At 33.3% G+C, this 21,720-nt stretch carries 14 protein-coding genes; 9 read left to right on the top strand and 5 right to left on the bottom strand.

Translation table 11 applies throughout. From position 1 onward, the window contains the following. Positions 1-200: 200 nt before the first annotated feature. Positions 201-1,082, bottom strand: coding sequence for a GTPase Era (gene era, locus Q1A73_RS12585; RefSeq protein WP_299606065.1), 882 nt, complete (start codon positions 1,080-1,082; stop codon positions 201-203). A 295-nt stretch (positions 1,083-1,377) separates the two neighbouring features. Between era and Q1A73_RS12580 the strand changes: the two genes are divergently transcribed. Next, positions 1,378-3,318, top strand: a complete 1,941-nt coding sequence (locus tag Q1A73_RS12580; RefSeq protein ID WP_299606063.1) for an OmpA family protein — start codon at positions 1,378-1,380, stop codon at positions 3,316-3,318. Positions 3,319-3,405: 87 nt separating this feature from the next. On the opposite strand, the gene Q1A73_RS12575 is transcribed toward Q1A73_RS12580, so the two are convergent. From Q1A73_RS12575 to Q1A73_RS12565, 3 genes are all read right to left on the bottom strand, one after another. Next, positions 3,406-3,942 (bottom strand): hypothetical protein, encoded by a 537-nt coding sequence (locus Q1A73_RS12575; protein WP_299606060.1) that lies wholly within the window; start codon positions 3,940-3,942, stop codon positions 3,406-3,408. Positions 3,943-4,049: 107 nt separating this feature from the next. Further along, positions 4,050-5,396, bottom strand: coding sequence for an amino acid carrier protein (locus tag Q1A73_RS12570; RefSeq protein ID WP_299606057.1), 1,347 nt, complete (start codon positions 5,394-5,396; stop codon positions 4,050-4,052). Positions 5,397-5,501: 105 nt separating this feature from the next. After that, positions 5,502-5,975, bottom strand: a complete 474-nt coding sequence (locus tag Q1A73_RS12565; RefSeq protein ID WP_299606055.1) for an RNA methyltransferase — start codon at positions 5,973-5,975, stop codon at positions 5,502-5,504. Between the two features lie 193 nt (positions 5,976-6,168). Here Q1A73_RS12565 and Q1A73_RS12560 point away from each other — a divergent pair, with 193 nt between their 5' ends. From Q1A73_RS12560 to Q1A73_RS12550, 3 genes are all read left to right on the top strand, one after another. Then, positions 6,169-6,735, top strand: coding sequence for a hypothetical protein (locus Q1A73_RS12560; protein WP_299606052.1), 567 nt, complete (start codon positions 6,169-6,171; stop codon positions 6,733-6,735). A gap of 282 nt (positions 6,736-7,017) precedes the next feature. Then, a complete protein-coding gene (locus Q1A73_RS12555) occupies positions 7,018-10,068 on the top strand; it encodes a two-component regulator propeller domain-containing protein (RefSeq protein ID WP_299606050.1) in 3,051 nt (1,016 codons plus the stop codon). A 7-nt stretch (positions 10,069-10,075) separates the two neighbouring features. Beyond that, the gene (locus Q1A73_RS12550; protein ID WP_299606047.1) at positions 10,076-10,825 is read left to right on the top strand and encodes a LytTR family DNA-binding domain-containing protein; all 750 of its coding nucleotides are present in this window, start codon (positions 10,076-10,078) and stop codon (positions 10,823-10,825) included. A 26-nt stretch (positions 10,826-10,851) separates the two neighbouring features. Here Q1A73_RS12550 and Q1A73_RS12545 read toward each other — a convergent pair whose 3' ends face one another. Then, positions 10,852-11,538, bottom strand: coding sequence for a DUF481 domain-containing protein (locus Q1A73_RS12545; protein WP_299606044.1), 687 nt, complete (start codon positions 11,536-11,538; stop codon positions 10,852-10,854). 394 nt (positions 11,539-11,932) lie between these two features. Between Q1A73_RS12545 and Q1A73_RS12540 the strand changes: the two genes are divergently transcribed. The 5 genes from Q1A73_RS12540 to Q1A73_RS12520 all read left to right on the top strand — a co-directional run bounded on the left by Q1A73_RS12540 (position 11,933) and on the right by Q1A73_RS12520 (position 21,639). Next, complete coding sequence (locus Q1A73_RS12540; protein ID WP_299606041.1) at positions 11,933-13,567, top strand: 7TM diverse intracellular signaling domain-containing protein; 1,635 nt, start codon at positions 11,933-11,935, stop codon at positions 13,565-13,567. A gap of 302 nt (positions 13,568-13,869) precedes the next feature. Next, on the top strand, positions 13,870-14,280 hold the full coding sequence (locus Q1A73_RS12535; RefSeq protein ID WP_299606039.1) for an STAS/SEC14 domain-containing protein: 411 nt from the start codon (positions 13,870-13,872) through the stop codon (positions 14,278-14,280). A gap of 38 nt (positions 14,281-14,318) precedes the next feature. Beyond that, positions 14,319-14,708, top strand: a complete 390-nt coding sequence (locus Q1A73_RS12530) for a hypothetical protein (protein ID WP_299606036.1) — start codon at positions 14,319-14,321, stop codon at positions 14,706-14,708. 8 nt (positions 14,709-14,716) lie between these two features. Then, positions 14,717-15,556, top strand: a complete 840-nt coding sequence (locus Q1A73_RS12525) for a hypothetical protein (protein WP_299606033.1) — start codon at positions 14,717-14,719, stop codon at positions 15,554-15,556. A gap of 401 nt (positions 15,557-15,957) precedes the next feature. Further along, complete coding sequence (locus Q1A73_RS12520; protein WP_299606030.1) at positions 15,958-21,639, top strand: immunoglobulin-like domain-containing protein; 5,682 nt, start codon at positions 15,958-15,960, stop codon at positions 21,637-21,639. Positions 21,640-21,720: the final 81 nt, after the last annotated feature.

Below are 21,720 nucleotides of genomic sequence, written 5' to 3'. Positions count from 1 at the left end.
TCATATCATATTTTAGGGCTTTAGATATTTGTTATGTAACAAAATTAGAAGATTCGCATTAAAAAATCATAGAAAAACCTATAAAAACGTTTAAATGCAAGGTTTTATCTTTCAAATACAGTTTTACCGTAAATCGTTAAGTTGGATAACTTATAAAAATCTTACAAACAAAGTTTTAGAAGAATTTAGAAGTGCTATGATTATTGATTATAACCAAAACGTTTTAATTGACGCTGATTATTTCTCCAATTTTTATTCACTTTTACGTACAACTCTATATGTATCTGCTTTCCAAAAAACTTCTCTAATTCCTTTCTAGCTTCTACTCCAACTCTTTTAAGTGCAGAGCCTTTGTGACCTATAATAATTCCTTTTTGAGAATCTCTTTCGACCATAATAACAGATCTAATCCTAATGATTTTTTCGTCTTCAAAAAATTCTTCTGTTTCCACTTCTACAGCATAAGGAATTTCCTTTTTGTAATGCAACAAGATTTTTTCTCGAATAGCTTCATTTACAAAGAAACGTTCTGGTTTATCGGTTAGCTGGTCTTTAGGATAAAAAGGTGGTGAGTCTGGTAGTAATTCTACAATCCTTTCAAAAACTTCTCTTACGTTAAAATTTTCTAACGCAGATATTGGATATAACTCTGCATTTGGAACTTTTTCTGACCAAAACTTTACTTGTTCTTCTAATTGTTCCTGGTTGGATTGATCGATTTTATTTAATAATAAAAACACTGGGATCTTAGCATTTGTAATTTTCTTAAAAAAAGCTTCATCCTTAAGTTCTTTCTCACCAATTTCTACCATATATATAAGAACATCTGCATCTTCAAAAGCAGATTTTACAAATCCCATCATAGATTCCTGCAATTCGTAAGCAGGCTTGATAATCCCTGGAGTATCCGATAAAATTACCTGAAAATCATCACCATTTACGATTCCTAAAATTCTATGCCGTGTTGTTTGCGCTTTTGAAGTAATGATGGATAACCGTTCTCCAACAAATGCATTCATTAAAGTTGATTTCCCTACATTAGGATTTCCTATAATATTTACAAAACCAGCTTTATGACTCATACTTATAATTTTGATGCAAAGTTAGTTGATTATTTCACAAAACTACGCACTCCTAAAAACTATTATCTTTTTCAATTGATTAAAATTTATATACATAAAACACAGAAAAATCTGATATAGAAATACAATCTAAAGGTACTCTTGTTAATTTTTTGTAAATTCAATTCCAGTATATTTTCAAAAACCCCTGAAAATAAATTATTGACATTAAAATACTGGGATCATTTTGGGAAATTGTTCTATATCATTTTTTATTAATTTCAAGACGTTTCATACGGTATCTATTTATGCTGTCATGACGTTATTTTTGATATCAATAAATTGTTTTTCTCAAAGCACAGAAAAGTTACTTTCTAAAGCGGATCAAAATTTTGAAGCATTAGCTTATATTAATGCCAGAGACATCTATCTCGATGTTGCAAAGAAAGGATATTCATCACCAGACTTATACAGAAAATTGGCAGATTCCTTTTATTTTACAGGAGAACCCGAAGCATCTATCGAGTGGTATGAAAAATTGATCTCGAATTTTTCTGATCAAATTAAACCAGAATATTTGTTCCGCTATGCGCAAAGTCTAAAAAGTGCTGAACGTTACAATGAAGCGGATACTGTTATGGAAAGATTTAATTCGATAACTGGTAATGATAAACGAGCCAAATCTTTTGTTGACAAAAGAGATTACTTAAATTTTATCGAAATGCAATCTGGTAAATATGACACTTATACATTAGATATAAATTCTGAATTTTCGGATTATGCTCCAAGTTTTGATTATAAAGGAAATCTTGTTTTTGCCTCTTCCAGAAGTAAAAATTCAAAACTACATGAATGGAATAAAATGCCTTTCTTAGACCTGTTCTCCTCAAAAATAAATGACGATAATATATCAACAAAGGAATCTAAAAAACTAAAGGGTAAGATAAACTCTAAATATCACGAATCTTCTACTAGTTTTACAAAGGATGGGAATACTATGTATTTTACCAGAAACAATTTCACCAATAACAAATTAGGAAAAAGCAGAAAAGGTGTTGTGTTACTCAAATTGTATAAAGCAACATTCATTAATGAAAAGTGGACTAATATTGAAGAACTACCTTTTAACAGTGATAATTATTCCATTTCGCATCCGGCACTAAGCCCTGATGACAAACAGTTGTTTTTTGCAAGTGATATGAGAGGAACCCGAGGTAAGTCTGATTTGTTCGTCGTAGACATACTTCCAGGAGGAGGCTATGGGAAGCCTAGAAATCTTGGAGATTCTATTAATACCGAAGGAAGAGAGACATTCCCATATGTGAGCAACAGTGGACAATTATATTTTGCCAGTGATGGTCATGTGGGACTTGGAGGTTTAGATGTTTTTGTTGCTATCCCAAAAGAAGAAAACTCTTATGAAGTATTTAATGTAGGGAGACCTATTAATAGTCCAAAAGATGATTTTTCTTTTGTTATTGATGAAGAAAACAGAACAGGTTATTTTGCCAGTAACCGAAAAGGAGGGAAAGGAAATGATGACATTTATAGTTTTAAACAAACCGAAGAACTTATCACTTCCTGCAAAGAGTATTTAACTGGAATTATTACTGATGAAAAAACAGGTGAAACAATTGCAAATGCTGATGTTATCTTATTGGATACAGATGGAAATGTGATTAATGAGATCAAATCTGATTATAATGGTAGTTATAACTTTGAAGTAGAATGTGATAAGCAATATATTATAAGAGTAGCAATCGATGGTCTTAATCCTAATGATATTATTTTTAGATCAGACAATACCTATGAAACTCTTAACAATGTACCTATCAATTTCACAAAAGAAAAACTACTATCTACATCATCCGAACCTGTTTCTATCGGTGACGATATAGTAGACCCTTTACAATTAAATACGATTTTCTTTGACCTAGATAACGATGAAATAAGACCTGATGCAATTGCTGACTTACAAAAAGTAATTGCCGTTATGCAACAAAATCCTAATTTAAAAATTGAAGTACGTTCGCATACTGATAGCAGATCAAGCTATTGGTATAACAAAAGACTTAGTGTAAAACGTATGCGAGCGACGGTACGATACATAATCAGAAATGGTGGTATACATTGGCGTAGAATTAGAGGAAAAGCGTATGGTGAACGAAGACTTAAAAATAAATGTGCAAATGGTGTTCCTTGTACAGAAGAAGAGCATCAAGAAAATAGAAGAAGTGAATTTATTGTAAGAGAATAAAACTACTGTTTGCTTGAAAATGCATCTTAAATTATAATACAAACACGAGAAATTAAAAATGATATTCCTCGTGTTTATCTTAAATAATTAAAGCCCTAGAATATTTGCATCTACTCGAAATACACAATCGACTTTTATCTTATGATCTTCATTTATGGTTTCATCGGTAGTGGTGGAAGCTCTCAGAGTAAACGAGTCTTTTTTTAAGAACTCTTTTAACTCTGCTCGGGTCGTTTCCAACTCGATCACCTTTAGGTTTTCATTTTCTAAATCTTCGGCAAATGCGATTTCAGTTTCTTCTAATCCCTCTGCATCAATAAATAACCTAACCTCTTGAAGAAAGTTAAAATCTCCACTTTCCGGACTTTCTATGATAAGGCTAAGTCTTTTTAATTGAATACTCTCTATTAGTGAACTACTCGTATTATTACTTTCAAATTCGGATTCCGAATTAGTTGGTACCGGAGGTGTTTCTATACTTATTGGCACATCAATAATTGTTGTTGAAGCCACTGTAAATTCAGAATCGTAGTCAATCTCAAATACTGTTAGTCTTTCCAATTCTTCACAGGAAACAAAAAAAAGCATCAATATTACAGATGATAAATAGGTAAACTTGTTCATATTTTCAAAAATTTGGGTTAGAACAAATATATACGAAAAATAGGAGACTTTGGTTTTCTGTAGTTTCTCCTATCAAATAATACTAGTTTAAAAAGTAGTTTTACAGATTATTTGGAAGTGATTTTTTGAAAGTACGTTTTTGCCTTGTCATTTACCTTTTTTGATAACAATAACCCGGAAATTACGGTGGGAATCGCCATTAAGGCAAATGCGCTATCTATTAGGTTAATAGCAAAATCTATTTTTACGACCGCAGCAACAACAATAGAAAGTATATAGATATAATTATAATACTTTCCGAATTTTGGTTTGGTTAAAAAACCTAGACAAGTAACTCCATAATACGAAAACGAAAATAAGGTTGAAAAAGCAAAAACTAGTACCATAGTAATTACCACAATATCTCCAATCCCATAAGGCAATACAGAATTAAATGCAGCTAGTGTAAGTGAAATTCCATTGTCATCAGAGTGCTGCCAAACACCAGTAGACAAAATAGCTAAGGCTGTTAAGGTACATACTAAAAGGGTGTCTATTGCAGGTCCAATCATAGCTACCAAACCTTCTCTTATGGGCTCGTTCGTTTTTGCGGTTCCATGCATCATCGGAGCAGTTCCAATTCCAGCCTCATTAGAAAAAGCGGCTCTTTTTACACCTGTTTTTATTAAATATCCTAAGGCACCACCAGCTGCCGCTTCTCCAGAAAAAGCATCAGAAAAAATCAACATAAACATTTCCGGTACCTTATCGATTTGTAATATTAATATGGTAAATACAGTAATAAAGTATAATACCACCATAAAAGGCACTAATTTACTTGCAACTAGACCAATCCTTTTAATTCCTCCAAGAATGACAAATGAAGCTATAACCGCTAAAACAATTCCTATATATAGCTTAGTATTATCCTCCCAATCTAGAACATCTACCAGTGTCTGTGTTAATTGATTAACAGTAAAAGCGGGTAATGTTCCTATTAATCCAGCAATAGCAAAGAAAACTGCTAATGGTTTCCAACTTTTCCCTAATCCTTCAACAATTACATACATCGGACCACTAAGAGTTGTACCTTCTTTACTTTCCGATCGATACATAATCGCCAGAGTACAGGTATAAAATTTAGTCGCCATTCCAATTACAGCACTTATCCACATCCAGAATATTGCTCCAGGTCCACCCATAACCAAGGCTACTGCCACTCCACTAATATTCCCCATACCAACTGTAGCGGCTATTGCGGATGATAATGCCTGAAAATGGCTTAATTGTCCAGGAGCCTCTTCATTATCATACTTACCTCGTAATATTTGAATAGCATGTCCGAAATATAAAAAAGGAGTAAATCGAGAATACAAAAGAAAAAAAGCTCCTCCGCCAATTAAAAGAACTAACAAGGGCCAATCCCAAATCCATGAACTGAATTGGGCTATAGATTTCTCAATTATTTCGAACATAGAACTAAATAAGTTATAAATGTACTATAAAAAAAGTAGTTCTCTTAAACTGTTGTAAATTGAGGTATAAAGATATATTTCGATTCGGACGCGCTTCAAGAACTTTTATGAGGATGCTCTAATAAACCTTGGCTTATCTATGCCTCTATCATACATCACTATACTTCCAGCTACAGCAACATTAACACTTAGCTCAGATGAAAATTTTACTAAAAAATGTGACTTTTCGATTGCTAATTTAGACAAACCGTGATCTTCTGCTCCTAATAGATACACACACCTTTTTGGATGATGAAAAGTTTCTAGTGGAACTGCTTCTCCCGTCAATTCCACTCCTACAAGCATAGCACCTTTTGGTAAATGACTATAAAAATCTTCGAAAGTATTATAGTGAAAATATGGCATAGCTTTTACCGCATTATGAGTATCACAAGCTTGCTTAGCATAACGATTACCAATAGTAAAAATATAACTAGCGCCCATATTTTGCGCGGTTCTCCATAATACTCCTAAGTTCTCTGGCGTTTTCCCATTTTGGATTCCTATTCCAAAAAACTCATTCTCGAAATTATTTATCATAGCGCAAAAATAACTATTAGATATGAATCACTATACAACGAATTCTCAATAAGGAATATTCCTTCATTATGTTAAAACCGTAATTAGCGATACGAATTCTAAATTGATTCTAACGAATTCTAAAACCAGCAAATTTGAACGGTGTAACGCCTATACATTTGTATCAAATAATCAACCTCAAAATAATACTGTTATGAAAAAGATCATTGTTTTTTTCATCCTAATTTTAGGATTTCAGTTTATGAAAGCGCAAAGTTTTCAGAAAACAGGAAAGTATAAAGCAGTTACTGAAATTAAAGAGAATGGGGCAGAACAACTGACTTGCATTGTTAATCTGATTCGTTTGGGGGGAATTTCAGAAAACGTTTTTACTTTCGAAGTAAAAGACAGTGAGCTTTTTGAGGACATCTTTATCACCACCTTGGAGAACCCAGGTCTGGAAGGGATCTCTGAGGTGATTAAGATGGAAGTGGAATATTTAGCCTGTTGTGCTGAGGTAGATTCCTATTATTTTATGGTGAATGATAAAAACGAACTAATTAAGTTACCACATCTAACGAACGTTTATTGCGATAATTCAAACACCGATTCTCAATATACTTTTCCTAGCCAAGAGTATGGTATCCATGGAAATATATTAGAAACTGAAACATTATATAAAGAGACATCTGAAATAAAATACGTAAATCTAAAACAAAGTTTTACCTGGAATGACAACAAGGTTACTACTCCAAAAAATACAGCGATTACCAGTAATTAATTTATTGAATATAAATTCAGCGAATTTCTATTATTCAATCATATTATTTTATTGCGCTATTTTATTTGTTTTTATGGTTCTATTGAGCATTAAGATGTTATAATATCATATTAAAACCATTGTATACGGCAGGCGCGTCCAATTATTTCCAATTTGTTTTTTCCCAAAAAAACTGCCTGCTTGTATACGGTTTTACTTTATTTTCCTTTTTATCATAAGTATTTTATGGGTACCGTTAACAAGAAATCAAGTTTGATTATATTTGTTATCAAACCAAAAGTTATGAGCCCCAATCGCTTTTCATACCTACTATTCCTTTTATTATTATATATCGGAATTGGAAGCTCCAATAAAATCACAGCCCAGAATAATGGCTTAAGAGCCTATACCTTAGAAGATGGACTACCGCAATCACAAGTTCATGATATTATCCAAGATGATATCGGATATCTGTGGTTAGGAACTCGTGGCGGTGGACTTAGCAGATTTAATGGAGAGGAATTTGAAACCTGGAATGAAGATGATGGGCTTTTATCGAATTATATTCATTCATTACTTTTCGTTAATGACAGTTTATTCGTAGGTACACGATTAGGACTTTCGATAAAAACAAAAAAACAATTCCACAATTTTGAAGGACTTCAGATCAATAAGATTTTTAGAATTCATAATAAAACCTATCTAGCATCGAATGTTGGAATTTACATATATACAGCTCGCAATGGCTTGAAAAAAGTACAATTAGATCCTAGAATCAATACCAGTATTGTAAATGATATTGTATTCGACGGAAAGCTATTTTGGATCGCAACTAATAAGGGGCTTTGGAAACTAAATCAAATTCATAAAGATGCGAGCATTATGGTGCGTCATAGTGCTTACAATTTTAGCGCTGCTCTTTATCATAAAACCAAAGTATTTGCTTCCGCTTTAAACCAAGGAACTCTAGTTTTAAACACCAATGCCAAAAGCTATGGAAATAAATGGATACAGGAAACACTAAATGTTAATGATATTTCGATCATTAACAATGAACTATGGTTTTCTACCAGTAATGATGGAGTTACCATTTTAGATGCTACCAACTATCGATTAAAGAAAAAAATAAATCGTAAAAACGGACTAGCTGTATCTAATATCAGAAAGAGTATTACAGATCGTCAATCGAATATTTGGATCGCTACTTCTGGAGGTGGATTTTATAAATATTCTCAGAACAACTTCACACATTACAATCAAGATACAGGTTTAAAAGGAAATCGCGTATACGCTGTCCATCATAAGGATGATGAAATCTGGGCTTCTAACTCAGAAGCTGGACTTATAAAAATTGATAGCGCAGGAATTCATCAAATAAAACAAGATAAAAAATTATCTGAGTTAAAAATTAAAACGTTAACTAGTGATAGCCGTGGAAACATATGGGCTGGTACTGAAGGAAAAGGTATTATACTTAAAGAGATAAAACTTAAAGACAGCATTTTTACTACCAAAAGAAGATCTAAAAGGGCTAAGAAAGATACCATTACTAAAGAAGTTATTAAAAACTATGTAATCAATAAAAAAAGAGGACTTTCCTCTAACTGGGTAAGATCGATACACATCAGTAACGACACCGTTTGGGCTGCCACCTACTCCTCTGGAATTACCAGATTTATTTATGATTATAGAAGACATAAGGTGAAATCTGTTCGCAAATTTGCTAAAAGAAGAGGAATCAAAGACTTAGAAATTAAGTATATGTCAGCCGATAAAAAAGGTAAGATTTGGTATGCTACAGAAAATGGAAGTCTTGGATTTATAAAAAGAAATAAAGTCACTCACCTCGGCAATGTCCTAAATCAAAAAGTAGCCATAAACAGCTTTGTTTTTAAAGACAAGAAAATGTATTTAGGTACTGCTGGACAAGGAATTTGGTGGGCTGATCTGAGTGAAAAAGAACTTTCTTTTAAAAAATTAAAAGGCGAAAAAAATCTATACTCCAACAATATCTATCAAATGATATTTGATAATGAAGAAAACTTATGGATTGGGACCGAACGTGGTGTGGATCGTGTAGAAATTAATTTACTCAATCAAATTCAGGATATTTTTCACTATGGTCGCAATGATGGTTTTTTAGGTATCGAAACTTGTCTTAATGCGATTACTAAAGATAATGATGGGAATTTATGGTTTGGCGCTATCTATGGCCTAACAAAATATGAACCAGGAGAAACAGATAAAGAACCCATAAAACCTGAAATTCATTTCGAAAATATTGAAATAGCATACCAAACACTAGATTCCATTAATCCAGACGATTGGGCTAAAAACAATTATGTTTTACAATTAACTCCAGAACAAACGGAGTTATCCTTTAGTTATAAAACAATCGATTTAGATCACCCTAATGATATAGAATATCGATACCGTTTAAATAGTACTGCCTGGAGCCCTTGGTCATCAGAAAAAAAGCAGAACCTGGCTGGATTAGCATATGGAGCACATTCTTTTTCTGCACAATCTAGAAATTATCGATGGGAAGAAAGTCAACCCATAACGTTCAATATCTTTATAGACAGTCCTATTTATGAAAAACTTTGGTTTCAACTGACCATGTTAGGTATTCTTCTTTTAATAGTGACCCTTATTGCCCTATTTTACATTAGAAAAGTAAAACTTAAAAACAAAGAAGAACGAGAAAAGCTGCAGATGCAAAACCACCTCCTTTCATTAGAACAAAAGGCCTTACGTCTTCAAATGAATCCTCATTTTATCTTTAATGTGTTAAATGGGATTAAAGCGATGGGAACTAGTAATCCATCAAAAATGAATAGCACCATTAATACTTTTGCTACGTTATTAAGAGAAACTTTATACAATTCTAGAAAAGATCATATTACCTTGGATCAGGAAATGAAAACCTTGAAACATTATATAGAAGTAGAAAAACTAATGGCCACAAAACCATTTGATTATACTATTTCTATTGATTCAGAATTTGATCCAGAAGAAGTACTTATTCCACCGATGCTAATACAACCTTTTGTAGAAAATGCTATACGACATGGAATCCTAAAAGGAAATAAAGATGGAAAATTAAAAGTCTTTTTTGATACTAATGAAGAATTCTTACATTGTAAGATATTAGACAATGGGATGGGTATTTTTCAATCCCAAAAAGCGAAGGCAAAAACGGATCATCAATCCATGGCATTGACGGTTACCAGAGAAAGATTAGAATCTATTTCGGGAAAAGATGCCTTACAGATAAAAGAAATAGTACACGAAGATTCTTCCATTGAAGGAACTGAAATTTCGTTTAAAATACCATTACTAACTGATTATTAAGTTAACTATGCTTACAGCAATTATTGTAGAAGATATGCCAGACGCACTTCAATTATTAAAAAGTGACCTGGAAACTAACCACCCCGAAATAAAAATTATTGATACTGCTAGAAGTGTAGTAGAAGCCGCAAAGGCATTAAGAACTCAGGAACCCGATATTTTATTCTTAGATATTATGCTTGGTGATGGTACTGGTTTTGATGTACTGGAAATATTTCCTGAATTAAAATCCAAAATCATCTTTGTTACTGCTAGTGATGAATATGCTATACGAGCTTTCAAGTTTGCTGCTATAGATTACGTATTAAAGCCATATTCTAATGAAGAACTTGCCCAGGCTATTAGCAAAGCCAAACAACAGATTCAGCCTAATAAAGAACGCCTAAACATTCTGAAGGACACTTTATCTGCTCCAGAACAAAAACCTGATAAAATATCTCTTCATACTTTAGACAAGATTATCATTGTAAGCCTGGATGATATTGTGCGTTGTGAATCTGATAGTAATAACACTATTTTCTATCTACAAGATGGTCAGAAAGTTTTTGTAACCAAAACACTAAAATATTTTGCTGATATGCTTAAGAATTATCAATTCTTACGCGTTCATCAGAGTCATTTGATCAACCTACAATGTATTAGCGCTTTTATAAAAGCTGATGGAGGTTACCTGATGCTAAAAAATGGAGAAAACGTTCCAGTTTCTGTTCGAAAGAAAGTAGAAGTAATGGAAATATTAGATAGAATGCACCGATAAAACTAGGAAATCAAAATAATTTTTATTTAAAAAGAATAGGCTAAGCCATTGGTCCATTCATATTGTGTATCTGGTATACCCATTGCTGGGAAAGAATCAAACAACAAGGTAAAAGTGGATTTAAAAGCGAAATTTTTAAAAATACTAAACACCAATGAAGTCTCAGTAGAAATACGGTAATCTTTTAGCAGATCTATTTTGGGCTGGTAATATGTAGTACTTATGATCGAAACCTGATTGGATGGATACAGGTTTACAGAAATATAAGTACTTCCTCTAACATCCGAATTAGTAATTATCTGATCTAACTCTTCTGTTTCTTCATATTCATACATTACCAAGGTACCGATATAAAACTTATGTTTTTCGGAAGGTAATACTTTAAATCTTGGTCCAGAACCTAACAACCCTCTAAACTTTATATTAGAAACAGGGTCATATTGAGTTTGCACAAAGGCTTCCCAAGTTACCCTAGGATGAAATCTATAATTATACCGAAGGTGCTGAATGCCTCTGTTTACAAATCTTTCGGAGTCCAATTGCTGTAGATTAAGATCATTAATAAAAAGCACCAAATTCTTATCTGTTTTATATTGAATATGAGTTCTATTAGCAATCTTAAATATATCACGCTTGTTTTTTATCAATGCTACATCCAAACTTACAAACCCATACCAACGAGAAGTATCCGACACTTTTCTTAATGACTCCACATTAACGATCTGAGAACTAGCAGTTATACAAAAACAACTAAAAATAAAAAGTAAATACCTTTTGAACATTAATTACATATTTAACCCAATACAATTCCTAAAACTAAAAATATTGCTTAGTTTATTCAATCTAAAACATTAGTCATTAGGATCGCAAAACTATACATATAAATATAGTTACCAAAAATATAAGGAGTACAATATTTGATTGACATAATCAGTTTTGACATTAAAGAGAAAAGCAAAGAAAGCTACTAAAATCTTACCAGATTTTTGAAGTATCTTTGATAATATGACGAATCCAAAGAAAATAGAAAAAACCATAATTTCATCTCTATTTTATATGATGAACACACCCAAAGTTTGTGGTTTGGCATTTCTATTTCTTTTTCTAATGAGCTGCAATACAAACCAGCCAACACCTCCAAAAATAGAAAATGGAACCATAAAAATTGCTGACTGGAATTTTGAAAAAAATCCAGAATTCTTATTACAAGGAGATGGTTATTTCTATTGGAAACAATGGCCTTTAGACACTAGTAATTCTTATGATGATTCATTATTACAAAACCCTGAAACCATCTCATGGCCAACAGGATTATGGACTCAAAAAATTGATCAAAATAGAGGCTTTGGTACATTTAGATTTTTTGTCAAAAGAAAAGATCTGAGTAATCACATTATAGTAGATATGCCTAGATGTTTGGCAGCTACAGAAGTATGGGTGAATGGAAAAAAAATAGCTTCTCATGGAAAAATATCCAAAACTGCTGATGAAGAGGAGATAGACGGTCGTCCTCTTCGCTTCGAACTACCGCAAGAGCAAGATTTGGATATCATGTTACTAATTTCTAATTATAAACATCGGCTTGGAGGAGGATTTGCCCTAAAAAATAGTATCACTGAAAAAACACATTTTACTAATAAAAACAAAACAAAACCCTTAATCGAAGGAATCATAACCTTCTTAATACTTCTTTTTGGGGCATACCAGGTATTCCATTTTTTTAGTTTCTCTAGATACCCTTACTTTCTTTATTTTGGATTGTTTTGTCTTTTAGGTGTCTCTAGACAATTATTTGTTGGAGAAGCACTGATCTATTACTTCATTCCAGACATACCATTCGATATCGTTCAAAAAATGCGATATATAGGATATTATGGAGGATTGGGCTCTGTAATTATGTATCATTTTTATCTTTTCCCTGGCTATTACTCCAAAAAGTTTGCTCTTTTTTGTTCGTTCATTACGGTTTTAGGTGTTTTATATGTGATGATTACCCCAGTATTCTACGCCACCTACAGTGCTCCATTTTTTCAGTTATTTGGTTTATTCACCATCTCATTAGGTTTTTACCAAATGATCAATGCTGTAAGAGATAAAAAACCATATGCTAGAGGAATGCTCGTTAGTATGAGTATTGTATCGGTTATGCTTATCAATGACCTCTTAAATGCTGTTCTTATCATACAAACTACATACATTATCACCTATGGCTTTTTATTTTATGTTGGGTTTCAGATTATTTTGAATAACAGAATACAACTACAATCCGAAAAACAACTGATAAAACTATCAACGGACGTGGCTGAATTATCTAATCGAATTTTAGAAAAAGAAGAAGAGATTACTGATTTACGTACCGAGACCTTTCAACAATTAAAATCCAAAGAAAAACTTGTTGAAAATCTTAAAAAAGTTGCCTCAAATGACGCTACTATCTCTATCCAAAACTTAATCGCCGATCTAAAATCAGAACTATTAGAAGACTCTCAATTAAAGCTCATCAAAGATGATTTGGAAGCTTATAATTATGAGTTTGCACAACGCATCAAAAAGGTACATCCAACACTCACCAAAACCGACCTAGAAATATGTACCTATTTACGCATGTCTTTGGGAAGAAAGGAAATTGCCAGACTGCGTTTTACATCTCCAGAAGCTGTAAAAAAATCAAGAAGTAGACTACGAAAAAAAATGGAACTATCTTCAGAAATCAACTTAGAAGAATATATAAAGTCTATCTAGATCTAGATCCCCTAACTCTTCTTATTGATATAAAACTTTCATTTTCAGTTTTTTAAAAACTTGTACCCCTATTTGTACCCCCTCCTTTTTTAGATAAAAGAGATTTTGTTAGTTATTTAGCAGTGTGCTTAACAATTAGCTATGATACCTTTTATACGAAAGATGTTTACCGTTAAAAAATCAAATTCGCAGTTCGAGAAAATTCAAGATATGGAAATGAAAAAAAAGGAACTGCAAGCAACTCTAAACCGTCTAAAAGATTTAGAAGACGAATTAAGATCAATTAAAAAAAATGATAAGAAATGAGTTCTTTAAATGTATATACGATGCCAGATCATACTACCCCCATATATACACCTCCTACTTGGAAACATTATATGAACATAGAGTATATCGAAATTAATTTCACTGGATTACGCAAAGATGAAGATATCATTCAATGTGTAGCAGATGCGGTAGAAATGGGATTACAGCGAGAAGATAAATCAGTAAGAGCATTGGTCTATTTAAAAGATTCTACTACCAGCCCAAACGCTATCAGATCAATAAAGAAATTAGGCAAAATGGTACAACCTAAGCTCAAAAAATCAGCACTCGTAGGCTCAGTAGGTATTGTATCTCTATTAATGAAAATATATATCAGTTATACTGGTAGTAAAATAAAATTCTTTACCGACAAAGAAGCAGCTATCCGGTATTTAATTAATGACTGAGTGATTTATAAAGAATAAAGCGAAACGATACAATTAAGATGGTAAAGGAAGTTTCAAACGAGACCTATAAAAAACCACTATGGAAGCATCATAAAGGTATCGAATATATAGAAATTAATCTTGCTCAGTATAGCTCGGAAGATTTAATGATAAAGCATTATGCAGAAGCTTGTGATATGATTTTACAAAGACCAGATAAAAGTGTCAGGATATTTACGGATATAACAGATATCAACCCAAGTTTAGATGCAATTCGATTTTGCAAAGATATTGGTGAAAAAGCTCAACGTGGAATTAAATCATCAGCTATCATAGGCACTGTTGGGTTTAAAACGATAATGCTGAAAATTTATATACGTTACTCAGGAAGTCCCGTAAAAATTTTTAGTAGCAAAGATGCCGCTTTAGACTATGTGACTCAGCAATAGATATGGAGATGACAACAGTAAGTAATTTCGAAAGAACAGTAATCACAGTAATTACAGGGGATTCTACACAAGAGTTTATACAACTTTTGCAGCAATATAATATAACAGTAAATGTGAGGAATGTTATACCTGAAACGATAGAATCGTGGGGAGCAACACCAGACACCATCGTTATAGATAGCATCTCATACAATCAATGGGAAAAGCAAATTAATAAAATAAAAGAAGAGAGTATCTATAAAGAAATCCCTGTGATTGTACTCAGTGAAAAAGAAGTACGCCTAGAAGATGTTCTGTCTCTTAAAGACAAAGAGTTTTTGTTACTTCATCGCAATGATACAATTAGCATTATTAGGGCGATTTTTGGAACTGTAAAATATTGGAGAAAACTCAATGAATCATTGATCAAAACCAATCAATTAAATAGAATTTTATCTACCAACTATCTATCATTGGATGCCAAGACCGAGTGCCTTGAGAAATCAAAAAATCAGATAGAAGCCATATATCCAATATCCAACAGCGAAGTTAAAAGTGAACTAATAAAGATAAATAATAATATTATTCAAAACTTAAAAAATGGAAACCACTATGAGTTATTTAAAGCACATTTTGAAGAAGTACATCCACAATTTTACAAAAAATTATTATTTAAAGAATCTAGCTTGTCAAACAATGATCTTAAACTAGCAGCTTTATTAAAAATGGGATTTAACAATACAGAAATCTCATTTTTTATGGGAATATCGATATCTGGTGTTAAAAAAGCAATTCAGCGATTGCGTAAAAAACTAGGATTAGATCCCGCATCGTCATTGCGTCAGTTTATATATACTATAGAAGTCTAACAACTAATTAATAACGAACTATTGTCTCCCATAAGTCTCCCGCATTAATTTATTTTAAACAAAACCAACATTAATTTTGATCTGTATAAAATACATAGTAAGACATATCCAAATCTAATAACCATATTCGATATAATATCGAAACTTTAAAACCCTAAAACTATGAACAATAAAAATCCATACCCCTAGAAAGAAATGACAAGAAACTTCATTTCATAGACTAAATTCCGAAGCTTCTTACCAACTTATTTACACGCTGAATTAATCCCCATTAATCAAGAATCAAAATCAGTTAGATCTCCTTATAAAAAGGGTGATCCTGGGACTATTTATCCTAAACCTAAAGAGATTTTAGAATAAAACATGAAAACAGAAACAGAACTTTAAAACTATCCCTATTTATGAAATCAAAATTACTAAACCTTATTATCATCCATTTAATTACCTTTTGGTCATTTGGTCAATCTTGTGGTGGAATGATGATCCCGTTATCCATAGAAGATCGTATACAAGAATCTACTATAATTGTCGAAGGTATTATTACGAGTAGTCAGAGTTATTGGGATACTCCTAAACATAATATTTACACCTTACATACCATACAAGTTTACAATGATATGCTTGGTAACAGCACGGCAACTGTACAATTTGCAACAATGGGCGGACAAGTAGATGAAGCCATGCAAGTTACTTCTAGTGCAGCATCACTAGAAGTAGGAAATACTGCTACTTTTTTCTTGAAAGAAAGTGCTGTAAAGCTTAACACCAAAAGCACTTTATATGAACTTGTAGGTGCTGCTCAAGGTGTTATAAAATATAACAAATTTAACGAAGAAGCATCTGATGTATTCCACAAATACAATTCGATTACAAAAGAGTTGTATCCAAAAATTCAAAGGGTTACTTCTAAAACATTTAGAACATTATTAAAACGTCCTACGGTTGCAGCTACATCAAAATTTGACTCAAAAGCATTACTAGCTACTCCAGTTATTTCCAGTTTCTCTCCTACATCAGCCAGTGCCGGTACACAAACGGTATTAACTATAAACGGAAGTAATTTCGGAAATACTACCGGGACAGTAAGTTTTCCAAATGCAAATGCGGGAGGTGTTTCCTATACCGACGCTTTAAGCTCTGAAATCATTAGTTGGTCAGATACAAAAATCCAAGTTCAAGTTCCTTGGTTAGCTGGTACAGGTACTATTCAGGTTACTAATGGTACTTCAGAAACAGGGACCAGTAGTGGTAGTCTTACAGTAAATTATAGCCATATTAATGCTACTTCTGGTTCGGATGCTTTTCCTTCAACCTTAAAAGATAACGACGGCAATGGAGCTTACACATTTGTATATCATACTGATTTTGATTCCAGTTCTGCAAAAGCAGACTTCGAAGCTGCTTTCGAGCTTTGGAACTGTGAATCCGATATTAATTTTGTATTTGGTGGAACCACTACTACAGACGAATCTGTAGATGATGGAATTAATATTGTACGCTTTGATAATGGATCAGAACTTCCTTCTGGTGTTTTAGGAAGAGTAACAAGCCGTTATCTTGGAACTTGCCCAACTACAAACAGAGCTATTGTAAAGGAATTAGATGTTACCTGGAATGATGGAACCAATTGGTTTTATGGAAGTGGTACACCAAGTGCTACACAATACGACTTTAAAAGTGTAGCCCTACACGAATTAGGTCATGCACATCAATTAGGACATGTAATCGATGATAACCTGATCATGCACTATAATATTGGAGCTGGTGATTCTAGATATGCTTTAGACCAAAGAGATATCGATGGAGCTGTGTATACCATGGGATTATTTACAGAAACAGCAGGATGTGGAATTGAACCCATGAGCACGCAAATAAATTGTTGTGATGCCATAAGTATTACGGAACAACCTACTGGAACTGATATTGAAGTTGGAGGAACGGCAAATCTATCTATCACAGCCAATAATGTAGACAGCTATACGTGGCAGTTTTCTACAGACGGCGGTATGAACTGGTCTGATGCTACTGAAGGTGCCACTTTTTCTGGAGTAGATACGGCTAATCTATCTGTTACCATTGATACGGAAGATACCACTGGACTATCTTTAAGAGTAGTACTAACAAACCCTTGTGGAGATAGTACTAATTCTTCCTCAGCTTTGGTTAGAGCGTTTGAATATACAAGTATTCCTGATACTAATTTTGAAGCGGCATTGTTTGGTATTGGTTTAGATAATATTCAAAATGACGGACAAGTGCCAACTTCATTTATCAATGTTGTTACTGCATTAGATTTAGATAGAGAAGATATTAGTGACTTTACAGGAATAGAAGATTTTACAAACCTTACCAATTTGGAAGCGGGATGGAATTTAATGACTACTATAGACCTTAGTAATAATTCACTACTAGAAGAAGTACGTTTTAACAACTGTAATCTGATAACTATTAACGTATCTGGGTTAACTTCATTAACAAGATTACAGCTTAATGAAAATCAACTAATTAGTATAGATATCTCAACCAATACTAACTTAGATTACATCACCGTAAGGGATAATGCTATGACTAGCTTTGATGTTTCTAACAATACGAAATTAACAGGTATTGAGTGTGGTGAGAATGTTGATTTAGGGAATGTAGACTTTAGTAACAATATCGCTTTAGAAGAACTAGAATTTGCTACAGCTCCTTCCCTTACAAGTCTGGATTTGTCTAAAAATGAAAATCTATCTTATTTAGAAATCGAAGAAACCGGGTTAACATATCTAAATGTTCAAAACGGAAACAATACGAATCTAGGTGGAGGCGATTTTTACGCAAGAGATAATCCAAATCTTACTTGTATTCTCGTTGATGATGTAACGTATAGTAACACGAATTGGACAAGAATCGATAACACCACAAGTTTTAGTGATACGTATTGTAGATATACTGATATACCCGATACTAACTTTGAAGCAGCTTTAGAAGCTTTGGGTTACGATGATACTACTGCTGATGGAAGAGTGCCTACTGCCTTGATCGAAGGAATTACTTACTTAAGCATACAAGGCAAAGATGTTGCAGATCTTTCTGGTATAGAAGATTTCACTGCACTTACAGAACTACAAGCTCGTCTTAATTCATTATCATCTGTAGATTTATCTAACAATACCAATTTACAGGTTTTAAATGTTAGAGATAATGACCTAACATCCATAGACATTTCTGCATTGGTTAATTTGACTAACTTTAATTGCCAAGGCAATAACTTAAGGTCTATCGATGTAAGCCAAAACATTAACTTAGAAACACTAGAAGTTCAGTATACCACCATTTCATCCATAGACGTTAGTGCACTCTCAAAACTGGTTACCTTAAATATCTTTAATAATCAACTTACTGCACTTGATATATCAAACAATCCATTGTTGGTAAACTTGCATATGAGAGGCAACAATAATGTATCTGCATTAGATGTAACTAATAATCCATTACTGGAATACATGAATGTGCAGCAAATGAGCTTAACGACTATAGATCTATCCAATAACACAGCATTAGAGACTTTGCAAATAGACTCAAACGACCTTATATCATTAGATGTCTCTAATAATATTGCTTTGGAAACTCTTGATGTTGAAAATTGTAATCTGGCAACACTGACATTTGGTAACAATACACAATTGAAAACTTTAGATGCTGGACGCAATGAGCTTACTGCTCTTGACGTAAGCAGTCTTACAGCGCTAACAACCTTTTTAGCAGACAATAATCAGCTTACTAGTTTAAATGTTCAAAATGGAAATAATACGAGTATCACCAATTTTAACGCAACTAATAATGATAATCTCACATGTATTTTAGTGGATGATGCGGCCTATAGTTCCACGAATTGGACAAACATTGATGTAACTGCTTCCTTTAATGAAGTAAATTGCGAAACTGTTGCACCTGTAATCACTCTAAATGGCAGCGCAACATTAACTGTAGAAGCAGGAACTACATACACAGATGCAGGAGCTACTGCCATGGATAACTTCGATGGAGATATCACTGCAAATATCGTTACTGTAAATCCAGTAGACACCTCTACACCAGGAATGTATACAATTACTTATAATGTAAGTGATTCTTCGGGTAATAAGGCCGTAGAAGTTACTAGAGAAGTAACTGTTTCGGATACAACAGCACCTGTAATTTCATTAGCAGGCAATGCAACCGTAACCGTAGAGGCAGGAACAACCTATACAGATGCTGGAGCTACTGCTTCTGATTCGTTTGATGGTGATATTACCACCAACATTGTTACTGTAAACCCAGTAAACACTAATATTCCTGGAATATACACCATTACTTATAATGTAAGTGATGCTGCTGGAAATGATGCTACAGAAGTGACCAGAGAAGTTACTGTCTCCGATACAACAATTCCTGTGATTACATTATTAGGCGCTGCAACCGTAACTATAGAGGCTGGGACAACTTATTCTGATGCTGGAGCTACTGCTTTTGATTCATTAGATGGTGATATTACCGCTGATATTATTACTGTAAACCCAGTAAACACTAACATTCCTGGAATATACACCATTACTTATAATGTAAGTGATGCTGCTGGAAATGATGCTACAGAAGTTACCAGAGAAGTTACTGTTTCCGATACAACAATTCCTGTAATTACATTAATAGGAGCTGCAACTACAACCATAGAAGCTGGAACAACTTATACAGATGCTGGAGCTACTGCTTCTGATTCATTAGATGGTGATATTACCGCAGAAATGGTTGTTGTAAACCCAGTTAATACAAATGTTCCGGGAGTATACACGATTACCTATAATGTGAGTGATGCTGCTGGAAATAATGCTACAGAAGTAACTAGAGAAGTAACAGTTTCCGATACTACCATACCTGTAATTGCATTGTTAGGTTCTGATACTGTAATTGTAGAAGCTGGAACAACTTATTCTGATGCTGGAGCCACTGCTTCTGATTCATTAGATGGTGATATTACTGCAGAAATGGTTGTCGTAAACCCAGTAAACTCTAATGTTCCTGGAATATATACGATAACTTATAATGTGAGCGATGCTGCTGGAAATGATGCGATAGAAGTAACTAGAGAAGTAACAGTTTCAGATACAACCATACCTGTAATTACATTAATTGGTTCTCCAACAATAACTATAGAAGTAGGAACTACCTATACCGATGCTGGGGCCACTGCATCTGATTCATTTAATGGTGATATTACCACGGATATTGTTGTTGTAAACCCAGTGAACATCAATGTACCTGGATTATACACGATTACGTATAATGTAAGTGATGCATCAGGAAACGAAGCGGTAGAAGTTACTAGACAAGTAACCGTATTAGATACAACCCTTCCGGTAATCACTTTAATTGGTTCTCCTACTGTAACTGTAGAAGCTGGAACTACCTATACAGATGCTGGAGCCACTGCTACTGACTCTTCAGGTAATGATATTACCGCAAATATTGTTACCGTAAACCCAGTGGATATGGCTGTTCCTGGAATATATACCATTACTTATAATGTAAGTGATACAGCAGGAAATAATGCCTTAGAAGTTACCAGACAAGTTACAGTCTCTGATACAACAATTCCAGTCATTAATCTGTTAGGAGATAATCCAGTTGAAATTGCGCAAGGAGAAACTTATATAGATGCTGGCGCTACAGCTTCAGACTCCTTAGATGGTGATATTAGTTCAAACATTACTGTAACCAATCCTGTGGACACTTCTGTACAAGGAACATATACTATAACGTATAATGTAAGTGATGCTGCAGGAAACAATGCGGTTGAAGTTACCAGAACAGTAAATGTGATTCCTTCTTTAGGTATAGAAGATAACAATATTGAACAGATAGAGATTTACCCAAATCCAACATCAGATAAGTTGTTTATTACGATGGATATTGATGAAGTAGTATTCTACAGTACAATTGGTCAAAAAGTAATGGTTTCTACAAGTAATAAGATAGATATCTCACATCTAGAGTCGGGAGTTTATCTTGTAAATATTACTTCTGAGCAAGGAAGTATTATAAAAAGAATAGTTAAAAATTAATATATGTGGTTAAAGGAATTTATAATAAAACATAGACTATCTATTATTTTAATACTGTTTTACTCTACTATGTTTTATACC

Source organism: uncultured Aquimarina sp. (assembly GCF_947492115.1).
In the GTDB taxonomy this organism is placed as follows: domain Bacteria; phylum Bacteroidota; class Bacteroidia; order Flavobacteriales; family Flavobacteriaceae; genus Aquimarina.
Note: the sequence above shows the minus strand (reverse complement) of the source record. Positions and strands in the feature narration are given on the sequence as shown.

Bases quoted from the DNA above. Each gene is read 5' to 3' on its own strand.
- Q1A73_RS12550 (WP_299606047.1), top strand. From the start codon at position 10,076: ATGCTTACAGCAATTATTGTAGAAGATATGCCAGACGCACTTCAATTA.
- Q1A73_RS12555 (WP_299606050.1), top strand. From the start codon at position 7,018: ATGAGCCCCAATCGCTTTTCATACCTACTATTCCTTTTATTATTATAT.
- Q1A73_RS12575 (WP_299606060.1), bottom strand. From the start codon at position 3,942: ATGAACAAGTTTACCTATTTATCATCTGTAATATTGATGCTTTTTTTT.
- Q1A73_RS12560 (WP_299606052.1), top strand. From the start codon at position 6,169: ATGAAAAAGATCATTGTTTTTTTCATCCTAATTTTAGGATTTCAGTTT.
- Q1A73_RS12580 (WP_299606063.1), top strand. From the start codon at position 1,378: ATGACGTTATTTTTGATATCAATAAATTGTTTTTCTCAAAGCACAGAA.
- Q1A73_RS12525 (WP_299606033.1), top strand. From the start codon at position 14,717: ATGACAACAGTAAGTAATTTCGAAAGAACAGTAATCACAGTAATTACA.
- Q1A73_RS12565 (WP_299606055.1), bottom strand. From the start codon at position 5,975: ATGATAAATAATTTCGAGAATGAGTTTTTTGGAATAGGAATCCAAAAT.
- Q1A73_RS12570 (WP_299606057.1), bottom strand. From the start codon at position 5,396: ATGTTCGAAATAATTGAGAAATCTATAGCCCAATTCAGTTCATGGATT.
- era (WP_299606065.1), bottom strand. From the start codon at position 1,082: ATGAGTCATAAAGCTGGTTTTGTAAATATTATAGGAAATCCTAATGTA.
- Q1A73_RS12535 (WP_299606039.1), top strand. From the start codon at position 13,870: ATGAGTTCTTTAAATGTATATACGATGCCAGATCATACTACCCCCATA.
- Q1A73_RS12520 (WP_299606030.1), top strand. From the start codon at position 15,958: ATGAAATCAAAATTACTAAACCTTATTATCATCCATTTAATTACCTTT.
- Q1A73_RS12530 (WP_299606036.1), top strand. From the start codon at position 14,319: ATGGTAAAGGAAGTTTCAAACGAGACCTATAAAAAACCACTATGGAAG.
- Q1A73_RS12540 (WP_299606041.1), top strand. From the start codon at position 11,933: ATGAGCTGCAATACAAACCAGCCAACACCTCCAAAAATAGAAAATGGA.